Source organism: Pseudomonas sp. TWRC1-2 (genome assembly GCF_049896685.1).
GTDB lineage: Bacteria > Pseudomonadota > Gammaproteobacteria > Pseudomonadales > Pseudomonadaceae > Aquipseudomonas.
On the sequence record NZ_JAFCUU010000015.1, the window covers coordinates 1 to 12,536 of the forward strand.

14 protein-coding genes and 1 pseudogene are annotated in these 12,536 nt (G+C 58.5%); 11 read left to right on the forward strand and 4 right to left on the reverse strand.

Features of this window, described 5'->3' with window-relative positions; all coding sequences use genetic code 11:
* From ACP7B3_RS28300 to ACP7B3_RS28350, 11 genes and pseudogenes are all read left to right on the forward strand, one after another.
* The coding region (locus tag ACP7B3_RS28300) for an RHS repeat-associated core domain-containing protein (RefSeq protein ID WP_426182605.1) at positions 1-1,458 on the forward strand (1,458 nt) is incomplete at its 5' end.
* The gene (locus ACP7B3_RS28305; RefSeq protein WP_106580255.1) at positions 1,455-1,865 is read left to right on the forward strand and encodes a DUF6896 domain-containing protein; all 411 of its coding nucleotides are present in this window, start codon (positions 1,455-1,457) and stop codon (positions 1,863-1,865) included. The genes ACP7B3_RS28300 and ACP7B3_RS28305, both read left to right, overlap by 4 nt.
* A 235-nt stretch (positions 1,866-2,100) precedes the next feature.
* A pseudogene (locus ACP7B3_RS28310) lies at positions 2,101-2,226 on the forward strand (RHS repeat domain-containing protein); the annotation flags it as partial.
* A 14-nt stretch (positions 2,227-2,240) separates the two neighbouring features.
* Positions 2,241-2,387, forward strand: a complete 147-nt coding sequence (locus tag ACP7B3_RS28315) for a polymorphic toxin type 47 domain-containing protein (RefSeq protein ID WP_426182608.1) — start codon at positions 2,241-2,243, stop codon at positions 2,385-2,387.
* On the forward strand, positions 2,384-2,971 hold the full coding sequence (locus ACP7B3_RS28320; protein ID WP_426182611.1) for a hypothetical protein: 588 nt from the start codon (positions 2,384-2,386) through the stop codon (positions 2,969-2,971). The genes ACP7B3_RS28315 and ACP7B3_RS28320 overlap by 4 nt, the downstream gene beginning before the upstream one ends.
* 68 nt (positions 2,972-3,039) lie before the next feature.
* Entirely contained in the window at positions 3,040-3,453 is a 414-nt protein-coding gene (locus tag ACP7B3_RS28325; RefSeq protein WP_426182614.1) for a hypothetical protein, read from the forward strand.
* Between the two features lie 226 nt (positions 3,454-3,679).
* Positions 3,680-4,810, forward strand: a complete 1,131-nt coding sequence (locus tag ACP7B3_RS28330) for a Fic family protein (protein WP_426182617.1) — start codon at positions 3,680-3,682, stop codon at positions 4,808-4,810.
* An 85-nt stretch (positions 4,811-4,895) separates the two neighbouring features.
* Complete coding sequence (locus tag ACP7B3_RS28335) at positions 4,896-5,138, forward strand: exodeoxyribonuclease VII small subunit (RefSeq protein ID WP_003176346.1); 243 nt, start codon at positions 4,896-4,898, stop codon at positions 5,136-5,138.
* Entirely contained in the window at positions 5,135-6,022 is an 888-nt protein-coding gene (gene ispA, locus ACP7B3_RS28340) for a (2E,6E)-farnesyl diphosphate synthase (RefSeq protein WP_369302417.1), read from the forward strand. Before ACP7B3_RS28335 ends, ispA begins: the two co-directional genes overlap by 4 nt.
* Positions 6,023-6,132: 110 nt before the next feature.
* A complete protein-coding gene (dxs, locus tag ACP7B3_RS28345) occupies positions 6,133-8,031 on the forward strand; it encodes a 1-deoxy-D-xylulose-5-phosphate synthase (protein ID WP_426182620.1) in 1,899 nt (632 codons plus the stop codon).
* Between the two features lie 140 nt (positions 8,032-8,171).
* Entirely contained in the window at positions 8,172-10,073 is a 1,902-nt protein-coding gene (locus ACP7B3_RS28350; RefSeq protein WP_426182623.1) for a TonB-dependent receptor domain-containing protein, read from the forward strand.
* 106 nt (positions 10,074-10,179) lie between these two features.
* Here the strand turns inward: ACP7B3_RS28350 and ACP7B3_RS28355 are convergent, their stop codons facing one another.
* From ACP7B3_RS28355 to ribA, 4 genes are all read right to left on the reverse strand, one after another.
* Positions 10,180-10,539, reverse strand: coding sequence for a transcriptional regulator (locus ACP7B3_RS28355; RefSeq protein WP_145162603.1), 360 nt, complete (start codon positions 10,537-10,539; stop codon positions 10,180-10,182).
* Positions 10,540-10,665: 126 nt separating this feature from the next.
* Positions 10,666-11,466, reverse strand: a complete 801-nt coding sequence (locus ACP7B3_RS28360) for a cobalamin-binding protein (protein ID WP_426182626.1) — start codon at positions 11,464-11,466, stop codon at positions 10,666-10,668.
* On the reverse strand, positions 11,463-11,882 hold the full coding sequence (locus ACP7B3_RS28365; protein WP_369302414.1) for an MFS transporter: 420 nt from the start codon (positions 11,880-11,882) through the stop codon (positions 11,463-11,465). Before ACP7B3_RS28365 ends, ACP7B3_RS28360 begins: the two co-directional genes overlap by 4 nt.
* Entirely contained in the window at positions 11,879-12,496 is a 618-nt protein-coding gene (gene ribA / locus ACP7B3_RS28370; protein ID WP_017135999.1) for a GTP cyclohydrolase II, read from the reverse strand. The genes ACP7B3_RS28365 and ribA overlap by 4 nt, the downstream gene beginning before the upstream one ends.
* Positions 12,497-12,536: the final 40 nt, after the last annotated feature.

Below are 12,536 nucleotides of genomic sequence, written 5' to 3' on the forward strand. Positions count from 1 at the left end.
AGCGGCCACCTCGCCACCGTCGAGCTGAACGGCAAAACCCTCACCTCTCACCTGTTCAACAACGGAAAAGAACGCCAGCGCCAACAAGGCCAACTGCTCAGCCATTACGACTACGACGAGCAACACCGTCTACACGCCCACGCGGTGACTCAACAGGAGCACAAGTTCTACCGCCGCCACTACGACTACGACAAATCCGGCAACCTGACCCGCCTGCTCGATACGCGCAAAGGTGAACACCACTACCACTACGATCCGCTCGCCCGCCTGACTCGAGCGGATCACTCGCAAGACGTGCAAGAGCGCTTTGGCCACGACCCGGCGGGCAACCTGCTGATGCAGGACCGCCCCGGTCCGGACATCGTGGCGGGGAATCGGTTGGTGATTCAGGGCGATCATCATTACGACTATGACGCGTTCGGCAATCTGATCCGCCAAAGACGCGGTAAGGGTCATCAACTCGTTACCGAGTACCGCTACGACTGCCAGCATCGGTTGATTGGTATCACTCAACCCAACGGCCAAACCGCGAGCTACTGCTACGACCCGTTTGGTCGGCGCATCAGCAAAACCGTCGACGACATAACGACGGAGTTTTTCTGGCAAGGCGACAAGCAGGTTGCGGAGCATCACGCGGACAGGCATCGCAGTTATATCTACGAGCCGGACAGTTTCCGTCCGCTGGTCCTGCTGGAGGGCTTTGGTCCAAAACATACCCAGCCCTTCCACTACCAACTCGACCACCTCGGCACCCCGCAGGAACTCACAGCCCTCGACGGCGAAATCGTCTGGTCTGCGCACTACCGCGCCTACGGCCAAATCAGCCGCCTCGACATAAACAAAGTCGACAATCCGCTACGTTTCCAGGGCCAATACTTCGACCCGGAAAGCGGACTGCACTACAACCGCCATCGCTACTACAATCCAGATATCGGTCGTTACCTGACACCCGACCCCGTGAAGCTGGCGGGTGGGATCAACGCGTACCAGTACGTGCCCAACCCTACGGGGTGGGTGGACCCTCAGGGCTTGCATAGCTGCCCGGGTGAGAACGGTTGCAAGCCCCAAACAGGTGCGGACGATACAGCCCAAATTACCCGGGTAGATGAAGGGCTCCCTTCCGCTCCTCTTATCCATGGAGTTGATGCAGAAACGTTGAGTCGGACACATAGCATTGAAGGGAAGCGTTCAACCAAAAAGGTTGAGGAGATTTCTGGCAATATGCGAAGCAATGGATACGATATTAACCAACCCATTGAAGTGCTTGAGCATAACGAACGGCGCTACATTATAGACGGCCACCATCGAGCTGCAGCCGCCAGACGAACACATACGATGGTCACCATAAAACTGATTGAAAATATAGAAAGCCACGAAAGCGTGTTTAAGAACACCAAGGAAGTGGTGGATGCGTCAAATACAGCTGGGCTGGATAGGTTAAATAGGCCAAGACGATGAAAGCTCATACACTTGAAAATTTGATCGCAGAGTATTTAGAGCACGTAAAGAAGGCAACTGATTTGCTTGAGTGCTCATTCGGCACTAAAAATATTCTCCGACTGTGGCGAACCAACAAAATCCCGCGGTGCGGGAAGGTTAATGGTGATGTAACCTACGAACTGCACGGAATTGGTTGCTGTGTTTACCTATCCGAAATATGTATCGACTTTGATTATGGCCCTGACGGAAGAGTCGACGGCTTCGACGCATGGCGGCTGTACATGTACGCATGTGAGTTACCATGCAAATACAAAAAATACACCAACAAAGAATCCTTGGAACGCGAATTCAACGAGTACCTAAAAAAGGGAAAAGCCAAGAAAATCGAAGGTTCCACATCTAATTTATACTTTATACAGCCTTGAAAGGTGTTGAAAGACTACCTCTAAATAGACCATTCGATCTTTACCTGTGGCGGGCGAGCTTGCTCGCGCTGCGCAGAAGCCCCAATAAGGGCGACGCGCTTTGAAAACCAAAACCGCGCCGCCAGTTTCGAGGCTGCTGCGCAGCCGAACCCAGGGCAAGCCTGCTAATCACAACAAACCTACTCACCAGATACCAAGGTTCACCCTCAAAAAATAAGTGAACCCGGCACCCAATCAACTCGTCACCGAATATCGCTACGACTGTCAGCACCGGCTAATTAGCATCACCCAACCCAACGGGCAAACAGCCAGCTACCGCTATGACCCATTTGGTCGGCGCATCAGCAAAACTGTCGACAACATATAGATAACCCTTTGCCGGTCCCGAGTACCAACGGCCCACGCTCACCTCATATTGGCTACCAGACTGCCGGAAAGCGCGGTAACGGAGGTGCCAAAAGAGGCCATATCTTGCTGAATCTAACCCCCGTCAACCGCTCCAGGATTGGTATTGCACAATGAGTAACCTAGAAGCAGAGATCGACGAAAGCTTAGAAAACTTAAGTATTCAGAGTAGAAAACTTGCCCCCGAAGACTTAGATATATTAATCGCATCTCTTCGCAACGTGTTTTTCTGCGAGAGTGCCAACCATCTTGATCCAACTCAGTTACGGGTTAACCGCACGGAGTACAACCCTGATTTCTGGCAAGAGGTATCAAAACACATTCAAAGTGATCAGTTGATTTTCGTTGTGTTCGACACATCCTATAGAGCATGGGAAATCGCCTCTCCCCAACAACTTGAGCGTATTTTATCTGATACCACTGGATACCCATTCTGGATGACGGACAAGAGCTTTGGATTTTTGATCTACATGGACGACCATGATTGCGTTAGTTGGGCTTATCCCTGGAAAAACAACTTTCCCTCACGCGGCCATCAGCAACCCCGACACCGAACAAAACGGCAAATGAAAATACGTATCCAACCGCACCAACCTCCACCCGCCCAGTTTTTTAAACACCTCTCCAGCACCGAATCGCTGATCGCCCAGGCAAACATCACCACTACTATCGCGCGGTCCTCCAACGCAGGCTTCATATGAGAACCGGCGAGAAATAAAACCGACCGTATCCCCCTCCGTATGCCAAAAAGACTTCTGAAGGACGACAAATGATTACTCTACTGAAAAAGTCATCAGACCCTATAACAAACCACTATAAAAAAGGAAAAGTGATAGCACTCAATAAGCATGCAAATGATGATGTGATATTTCTCATTGAGGGAACAGCTATAAACTGTTTTGTCAGCTACTGCCCCTACACTATCGAAGTTGGAGAAACCTACGACATAGAACTCACCCTAAACCTTTCCGACGACTACGAGATTGAACGGGTTGAACCGAGGAAAATACGGGCTGAAAAGGCGAATTATGGTTATTGCTACTTCCTCTACGGAGAGCTACTCAATGAGACTTTTCTTACTTTCACTTCGCTGAGCGATGAAGATATCCACTACGAACACCCCGAATGTAACGAGCACTTTATTAAATTAAAAGTTCAAAGAGTTGACGCTAGCTTTCGCTGAGCCTGACAGTGAGATCAGCCCCCATCGCCTTTTTGTATTCACAAAAAGGCGTCCAGCGCAAAGCTCTAGATTTTGAAGCATATCCACGCCGAGGCTTGGAGCAAGCGGCTAATGACTCTCTCGAATAGTTTGAAAACAGCACGATGAGCCGAATAGAATGCACAATCGGCTCACTGAATGAGCCGAATAGCCCATTTATTCGGCTCACGCACCTAGGTACGCCTTCATGGATTCTCCTTCCTGGATCTGGCAACACACTGACTGGCCCCACTTCCATTGGCAGCCCGGACGCCTGGCTGTCTTGGTGCGCGAGTGCACGCAAGCCCAAGGCAAGCTGCTAGGCATGCTCGGCTCCGTTAGTCAGGCGGTCAGTGCGCAGAATGAGCTGGATGCTTTGCTGCAAAACATCCTGACGTCTTCGGCAATCGAAGGCGAGCAGCTGAATGTCGGCTCCGTGCGATCCTCTTTGGCGCGCCGCTTGGGCCTGGAGGCACTGCAAGATGGCCAGGTGAGCCGCCGCAGTGAAGGCCTCGCCGAATTGATGATGGACGCCACCAAACAATTCGCACAGCCGTTCACCCTTGCGCGCTTATTGAACTGGCAGCACTGGTTGTTCCCGACCCCGGAAGCGGGCTTTGCCGCGCGCGCGCTCAATGTCGGCGCTCTGAGGGGAGATGAGCCCATGCAGGTGGTCTCGGGGCGACTGGATCGGCCGAAGGTCCATTTCGAGGCGCCACCGCGCCGGGGACTGGAGCAAGCGCTGGATGACTTCCTCGAATGGTTCGAAACCAGCCGCAACCAGCCAGAGCTGGACCCGTTGGTTCGCGCCGGCGTCGCGCACTTCTGGTTTGTCACGCTGCATCCGTTCGATGACGGCAATGGTCGCCTGACCCGGGCAATCACTGACTTGGCATTGGCACAAGGCGAGCATCAGGCCATCCGTTTTTATGCCATGTCAGCCAGCATTCTTGAGGATCGCGCCGGTTACTACAACGCATTGGAATCCAGCCAGAAGGCCACACTGGATATCACCGCTTGGCTGGAATGGTTCCTGAAAACCTTGCTGCGCAGCCTGGAGCAGGCGATGGCGCGAATTGACCGAGTTCTGGCCAAGACCCGGTTTTGGCAGCAGCACCGCGACCTCTCGTTATCTGCCGAACAGATCAAGGTACTCAACCGCCTGCTCGACGGCGGTGAAAAAGGCTTCGAACACGGCATCAACGCCGCGCAGTACCAGGCAGTGGCGAAGGTGTCCAAGGCCACCGCAACCCGGCATCTTACTGATCTGTTGGAAAAAAACTGCCTGGTCCGTTTGCCTGGCGGAGGCCGTAGTACGCGCTATCAAATCAATAGCTGAAGCGACTGAAGCCACCCGCTCATTTGCCCACAATCCCCATGTCTGCTAGTGTCGCGCCGGTTTACCGTCTACCGGAATAGCCGCCATGGCCCGCAAAAAAGTTGCACTCGATTTCGAACAATCCCTCGCTGACCTGCAAACACTGGTCGAGCGTCTGGAGAACGGCGAGTTGTCGCTGGAAGACTCGTTGACGGCGTTCGAGCAAGGCATCGGCCTGACGCGCGACTGCCAGAGCGCGTTGGCGCAGGCGGAGCAGAAGGTCCAGGTTCTGCTGGAACGTGACGGGGAGTTGGCCGAAGAACCTTTCGATGCGGAACAGCCGGAATGATCGACGCGTATCAGGCCAGTAGCCAAGCCCGGGTCAACGCGGCGCTCGAGCCCTTGTTTGTTGCGCCAAGCCCGGAAATGAAGCGTCTCTACGATGCCATGCGCTACAGCGTGATGAATGGCGGCAAGCGTGTGCGCCCGTTGCTGGCGTATGCGGCGTGTGAAGCGCTGGGCGCGCCGGCCGAGCAGGCCAATGGCGCGGCGTGTGCGGTGGAGCTGATTCACGCCTATTCCCTGGTGCATGACGATTTGCCGGCGATGGACGACGATGATTTACGTCGCGGCCAGCCGACTACCCACAAAGCCTTCGATGAAGCCTATGCCATTTTGGCCGGCGATGGCCTGCAGAGCCTGGCGTTCAGCGCCCTGCTCGACCCGCGCTTAAATAGCGTGAACGCAGAAAACAGCCTGCGCATGGTGACCGCCCTCGCCCTGGCCGCAGGCCCGGCCGGTATGGTCGGCGGGCAAGCGATCGACATGGGTTCGGTCAGCCTCAAGCTGGATCAACAGGCCCTGGAACATATGCATCGCCACAAGACCGGCGCGCTGATCGAAGCCGCCGTGCACTTGGGTGCGTTGGCCAGTGGCCGTGCCGACGCTGCGCAATTGGCCGCCCTGCAGACCTATTCCCGGGCCGTCGGCCTGGCGTTTCAGGTGCAGGACGACATTCTCGACGTCGAAAGTGACACCGCGACCCTGGGCAAACGCCAAGGCGCGGATGCCGCACGCGATAAACCGACCTATCCGGCCTTGCTTGGCCTTGAAGCGGCCAAGGCGTATGCCCTGGAACTGCGCGACCAAGCCCTGGATGCCCTGCGACCTTTCGACGCGGCGGCCGAGCCTCTGCGCGACCTGGCGCGGTATATCGTCGAACGCCGCCACTGAGAATGGCGGCCATTGCAGCCGCATATCGGCCAAGTTCGGCGCTCTGCGTGGGCAGTTTGCACCGCTTGAGGTAAACTGCCGCCTCTTCTATACCTATAACGATTCGCCTGATGCCCACGACGTTTCAAGAGATTCCCCGCAAACGCCCGTCCACGCCACTGCTCGACCGTGCTGCCACGCCGGACGGCCTGCGTCGACTGGGTGAAGCCGAGCTGGAAACCCTGGCCGATGAGTTGCGCCTGGAATTGCTCTACACGGTCGGTCAGACCGGTGGGCATTTTGGTGCCGGCCTGGGCGTCATCGAGCTGACCATCGCCCTGCATTACGTGTTCGACACCCCGGACGACCGGCTGGTGTGGGACGTGGGCCACCAGGCGTATCCGCATAAAATCCTTACCGGCCGTCGCGAGCGCATGGGCACCCTGCGCCAGAAGGACGGCCTGGCCGCCTTCCCGCGTCGCGCCGAGAGCGAGTACGACACCTTTGGCGTCGGCCACTCCAGCACCTCCATCAGCGCAGCGCTGGGCATGGCCATTGCCGCCCGCCTGCAAGGCAGCGATCGCAAGGCAATCGCGGTGATCGGTGATGGCGCGTTGACCGCCGGCATGGCCTTCGAAGCCCTGAACCATGCGCCGGAAGTGAACGCCAACATGTTGGTGATCCTCAACGACAACGACATGTCGATTTCGCGCAATGTCGGTGGCCTGTCGAATTACCTGGCAAAAATTCTTTCCAGCCGCACCTATGCCAGCATGCGCGAAGGCAGCAAAAAGGTGCTCTCGCGTCTGCCCGGCGCGTGGGAAATTGCGCGCCGCACTGAAGAATACGCCAAGGGCATGCTGGTGCCCGGCACCCTGTTCGAAGAACTGGGCTGGAACTATATCGGCCCCATCGATGGCCATGACCTGCCAACCCTGATCGCCACGTTGCGCAACATGCGTGACCTCAAGGGCCCGCAGTTCCTGCACATCGTCACCAAGAAAGGCAAAGGCTTCGCCCCGGCCGAAGTTGACCCGATCGGCTACCACGCGATCACCAAACTCGAACCGCTCAACGCCCCCGCCGCCGCGCCGAAAAAGGCCAGCGGGCCCAAGTACTCCGGTGTGTTTGGCGAGTGGCTGTGCGACATGGCCGCGGCCGACTCGCGCCTGGTGGGCATCACTCCGGCGATGAAGGAAGGCTCCGACCTGGTGGCGTTCAGCGAGCGTTTCCCGCTGCGCTATTTCGACGTGGCGATTGCCGAGCAGCACGCCGTGACGTTCGCCGCCGGCATGGCCTGTGAAGGCGCCAAGCCGGTGGTCGCGATCTACTCCACCTTCCTGCAGCGCGGTTACGACCAACTGGTTCACGACGTGGCGGTGCAAAACCTCGACGTGCTGTTTGCCATCGACCGCGCCGGCCTGGTCGGCGAAGACGGCCCGACCCACGCCGGCAGTTTCGATTTGTCCTACTTGCGCTGCATCCCCGGCATGCTGGTGATGACGCCGAGTGATGAGAACGAACTGCGCAAGATGCTCAGCACCGGCCACCTGTACAACGGCCCGGCCGCCGTGCGTTACCCGCGCGGCAATGGCCCGAACGCAGTGATCGAGAAAGACCTGGAGCCGATCGAGATCGGTAAAGGGATCGTGCGGCGCCAGGGCAGCAAGACGGCGTTTCTGGTGTTCGGCGTGCAATTGGCCGAAGCGCTGAAAGTCGCTGAGAAGATCGACGCCACCGTGGTCGACATGCGTTTCGTCAAACCGTTGGACGAAGCCCTGGTACGCGACATTGCCGCTAGCCATGAGCTGCTGGTGACCGTCGAAGAAAACGCCATCATGGGCGGCGCGGGTGCGGCAGTCAGCGAGTTCCTGGCGCGGGAGAACATCCTCAAGTCGGTGCTGCACCAGGGCTTGCCGGATGTGTACGTCGAACACGCCAAGCCGGCGCAGATGCTGGCAGAGTGTGGGCTGGACGAGGCGGGTATCGAAGCGTCGGTGCGCGCGCGCATGGCACTGCTAGGCCTGTAGAAACCGGCTCAAAAAATGTGGGAGCTGGCTTGCCTGCGATAGCATCACCTCGGTTTTACTGACAAACCGAGGTGCCTGCATTGCAGGCAAGCCAGCTCCCACATTGGTTTTGTATTGCTGATAAATGCTATGGACAGCCCATGAACCGTCTTCGCCTTGCCCTGCCCTTGCTACTGCTCCCCGCCCCCGACCTGCTGGCCGACAGCTTCGAGCGTGACGACGCACTGAAACTCCCCGATGTAGTCATCAGCGCCAACCGCCAGGTCCAGGCGCGCAACGACAGCAGCGCCGCCAACACCGTGTTCACCCGTGATGACATCGACCGCCTGCAACCCACCAGCGTGACCGACCTGCTCAGCCGCGTACCCGGCGTACAAGTGGCACCCACCGGCGGCCGTGGCAGTTTGCCGGGCATCTATATTCGTGGCACCAAATCCGCGCAAAGCCTGGTGCTGGTCGATGGCCAGCGCATCGCCAACACCACCTCCGGCGACAGCGGGCTGCAATACCTGAACGTCGATCAGATTGAACGCGTGGAAGTGCTGCGCGGCTCGCGCTCGGTGATCTACGGCAGCGACGCGATTGGCGGCGTGATCCAGATATTCACTCGGCGTAATGCCGAGCAAGGCCTGCAGCCACGCTTGAAACTGGGGTTTGGCAGCCACCAGACCTGGGAGCGCAGCGTCGGTCTTTCCGGCGGTGATGAACACACGCGTTTCAACCTGGGCGCGAGCCTGGATGACACGGCGGGTATCAACTCAACGCGTGAGTCGTTTCCCAGCGACGGCGACCATGATGCCTACCGCAATCAATCCATCAGCCTCAACCTCAGCCATGCTTTCAGCGACGAACTGGAGGTTGGTTTCAATCTGTTGGATAACCGTGGCAAGTCAGAGTACGACAACAGCTTCGGCCGTTACGACGCCGCTTCCGGGCAAACTGTCGGGCAGAAACCCTACACCGATTACACCGTGAGCAGCGCCAGCGGTTATGTCGACGCCAAGCTCAATGCGCACTGGCAGTCGCGCCTGGAACTGGGCCACAGCGAGAACCTCGATACCAAGCGCGATACGCTCAGCGATGATTTCAGCGTGTTCAATACCTATCGCGACTCGATCAACTGGCAAAACGACCTGACGCTGAATGACCAGAACAGCTTGATCCTCGGCGGCGACTGGTACGAAGACCGTTTCCACGGTTCAACCACCTTCACCGAAAACAGCCGCTGGAACCGGGCCGCCTTTGTGCAGCATCGCTTCCACGGCGAGTGGTTCTCCACCGAACTGGGCCTGCGCCGCGACCAGAACCAGCAGTTCGGCGGCCAGAACAGCTGGAGCGGCACCCTCACCGTGCCGATCAACCCCGACAATGACGTGCTGCTGAGCTACAGCGAAGGCTTTCGCGCGCCGACCTTCAACGACCTTTATTACCCTGACACGAAGTACAGCAACCCCAACTTGCAGCCCGAAACGTCAAAGAGCTACGAGCTGCAATGGCGCAGCCAACTGAGTGACAGCACGCGCCTGGAAGCCTCGCTGTATCGCACCCAGTTAAGCAACGCGATCATCCTCGACAGCACCAGCAAGCCGCAAAACGTGGCGTCGGCGCGTGTCGATGGGTTTGAAGCGGCGCTCAAGCAGGAGCTGTTTGGTTGGCAGAGTAACCTGGGCGCCGCCTTTATCAACCCGCGCGACCGTGACACGGGCCACACCCTGGCCCGTCGTGCACGCCGCACGTTGAACCTGGATCTGGATCGACAATTTGACAAGTTGGGACTGGGGGCCAGTTGGCAGGTCATCAGCAGCAGCTACGACGACGAAAAAAACCGCAACCGCCTGGGTGGATACGCACTGCTGGGGTTGCGCAGCAGTTGGGCGGTGAGCCGTGAAATCCGTATTTCACTAAAGGTCGACAACCTGCTGGACCGCCAATACGCCCGCGCCCGCTACAGCTATAACGCTTCGGACTTTTCCAATAATCAGGACTACCGCGAAGCGGGACAGACCTGGATGCTCGGGCTGACCTGGACCCCGAAGCTGTAACCAACGCCCCGGCGCCTCGACCTATCGATTGACCTTTCAGGCAATGGCTCGCTGTCGGAACGAGCATTGCAGTGGCAGGGTCATGTGCGCCGCTCCCCTTGGCGCCTCAACGACGCTCGCGCATGGGCTCATTCGTACTCAGATACCCGGCCTTGATGGCCTCGGCGCAGTCTATAAACCCATAGGCGTTAACACGGCCGGCCTCGGTAAAGCCGACGTAGAAGTCCTTTTTTTTGCCTTGGCTTTCCAGTTCATAGTCAAAACACTGTGAGCTGCCACTACGAATCGGGGTGATGCGCTTGGGCTGCTGGATAGCGAGAATGTCCTGCTTGGAGGTTCTTTCGCCTCGGCCAGCCTTCTCTACCAGCGGATCAGCCCAGAAATTCATCAACGTTGAGACACCTTCCAGCGTCGCGCAGCCGGTCAGCAAAAGGGCAGTAGAAACACCGATGATCAAACGACGCATGGCCACCTCCTGTAGTGGAATAATCGCCATGCGGCACGCATCGCGGGCCATAGAGTAATCCGCTGCTGGCCGAGCCACTCAACGGAAGAATCTTATTAATCGGTAGGACAACACGCCTCCCGCACGCTAGCGTTGCGGGGCAATCAACGCGCAGAGCTCGGCCACCGCCTCGACCATCTGGCCGCTGGGCCGCTCCAGGCCTTTGTCCGGCACCAACAGCAAGCGTCCCTGTGCCACGGCGGCGATCTGCGGCCAGGCCTTCCAGGCGTTCAACTGCGGCTGATCCCCGGCCAGAATCACCTCGGGATTGCGCTGCAACACCGACTCGATGCTGACCTGCGGCGCCGGCAGCTTCAGGTCATCGAACACATTGCGCGCGCCGCACACACTCAGCGCGTCGCTGATGATCTGCCCGCCGCCCACGGTGTACAGCGGCTGGTTCCATACCTGATAAAACACCCGCAGCGGCTCGGCACGCTGATAGCGTTGGCGCAGTTCGGCCAGGCGCAGACGCAACTGCGCGGCTAATTGCCGACCGGCGTCGGCGCGGCCCAATTGCTCGGCGATTGCTTGAACCTGGGTGGTCAGTTGTTCGAGGCTATGGGGTTCGGCGACATACACGGGAATATTCAGACGCTGCAATTGCTCGCGCTGCGCAGGGCCGACGCTGCCGGGCCACAACAGGATCAGGTCCGGTTTGAGACTGAGCAGGCGTTCCATGTTCAGTTGTCCGTAATGCCCAACCGACGGCACTTCGGCCAGCACCGCCGGTCGTTCGCCGCCGTCAAGCACGCCCACCAGCAAATCGGCAGCGCCCAGTTCAACCACGATTTCAGAGAGCGAAGGCGCCAGGCTGACGACGCGCTGGACCGCCAGCGCCTGGGCACTGAATGCCAGCAGCAGCACCGCCAGCCAGTAGCGCATCATCCCAATTGACGCGGGATGCGGTAGAGGTAAAACAGCACCAGGGTGGACAGCGCCAGCAAAAACAGCGGCACCGCTTCCAGACCGACAAACACCGCCAACGCGCCGATCCAGGCCGGTAGGGCCGCCACCAGCAAGGCCGTGCGACGACGGGCCGCGAGGGTGATCCAGGCAGCCGGTTCTTCGGCAGTATCGAGGGCTTTGGCGGTGGCGATCAGCGCGTGTTTATAGCCGTTAAAATAACGCAGGCTCAAAAACATCGAGGCCACGCCGCCAATAAAGAACGGCATGGCCAATACGGGAAGCAGGGACTGGGCCTGGCCAAATACCAGGTTGATCACGAATAACGGCAGCAATGCCAGGGCCAGGTACTGCCACCAGTTGAAGGACAGTCGCCGTTTCACCTGGCCACGGGTCACGCGCGGTCGACCTCGCCTTGGTGCTCGTTGCCCATCATGTGGTCGAGCTTGCTGGCTTTGGTCGCCAGGTAGAGTTTGTTGTGCGGGTTTTGCCCGGTGTGCAGCGGCACGCGCTCGGCCACGGTGATGCCCATCTCGGTCAAGGCTTTGACCTTGCGCGGGTTGTTGGTCATCAGGCGCAGGGATTTCACGCCCAGGTGCTCGAGCATCGGCAGGCAGATCGCATAGTCACGCTGGTCGGCGGCAAAGCCCAGGCGTTCGTTGGCTTCGACGGTATCGGCGCCGCCGTCTTGCAGCTCGTAGGCGCGGATCTTGTTCATCAGGCCGATGCCACGGCCTTCCTGGCGCAGGTACAGCAGCACGCCACGGCCTTCGCGGGCGATGGCGCGCATGGCGGCTTCCAGTTGCGAACCGCAGTCACAGCGTTGGCTGAACAATGCGTCGCCGGTCAGGCACTCGGAGTGCACGCGGCCAAGCACCGGCGCGCCGTCGGCGATGTCACCCAGGCTGAGCACGACGTGCTCGCGGCCAGTGGCCTCTTCGAGAAAGCCGTTCATGGTGAACGTGGCAAAAGGGGTAGGCAGCTTGGAAGCGGCGACGAAAACGACGGGCACCGTGTGCTCCTGATTTCAGATTTCACAGAGGGCGCCATTG

Excerpts from the sequence above, each read along its gene's own strand:
- ACP7B3_RS28305 (WP_106580255.1), top strand. The coding sequence starts at position 1,455 with ATGAAAGCTCATACACTTGAAAATTTGATCGCAGAGTATTTAGAGCAC.
- ACP7B3_RS28320 (WP_426182611.1), top strand. The coding sequence starts at position 2,384 with ATGAGTAACCTAGAAGCAGAGATCGACGAAAGCTTAGAAAACTTAAGT.
- ACP7B3_RS28325 (WP_426182614.1), top strand. The coding sequence starts at position 3,040 with ATGATTACTCTACTGAAAAAGTCATCAGACCCTATAACAAACCACTAT.
- ACP7B3_RS28330 (WP_426182617.1), top strand. The coding sequence starts at position 3,680 with ATGGATTCTCCTTCCTGGATCTGGCAACACACTGACTGGCCCCACTTC.
- ACP7B3_RS28335 (WP_003176346.1), top strand. The coding sequence starts at position 4,896 with ATGGCCCGCAAAAAAGTTGCACTCGATTTCGAACAATCCCTCGCTGAC.
- ispA (WP_369302417.1), top strand. The coding sequence starts at position 5,135 with ATGATCGACGCGTATCAGGCCAGTAGCCAAGCCCGGGTCAACGCGGCG.
- dxs (WP_426182620.1), top strand. The coding sequence starts at position 6,133 with ATGCCCACGACGTTTCAAGAGATTCCCCGCAAACGCCCGTCCACGCCA.
- ACP7B3_RS28350 (WP_426182623.1), top strand. The coding sequence starts at position 8,172 with ATGAACCGTCTTCGCCTTGCCCTGCCCTTGCTACTGCTCCCCGCCCCC.
- ACP7B3_RS28355 (WP_145162603.1), bottom strand. The coding sequence starts at position 10,539 with ATGCGTCGTTTGATCATCGGTGTTTCTACTGCCCTTTTGCTGACCGGC.
- ACP7B3_RS28360 (WP_426182626.1), bottom strand. The coding sequence starts at position 11,466 with ATGATGCGCTACTGGCTGGCGGTGCTGCTGCTGGCATTCAGTGCCCAG.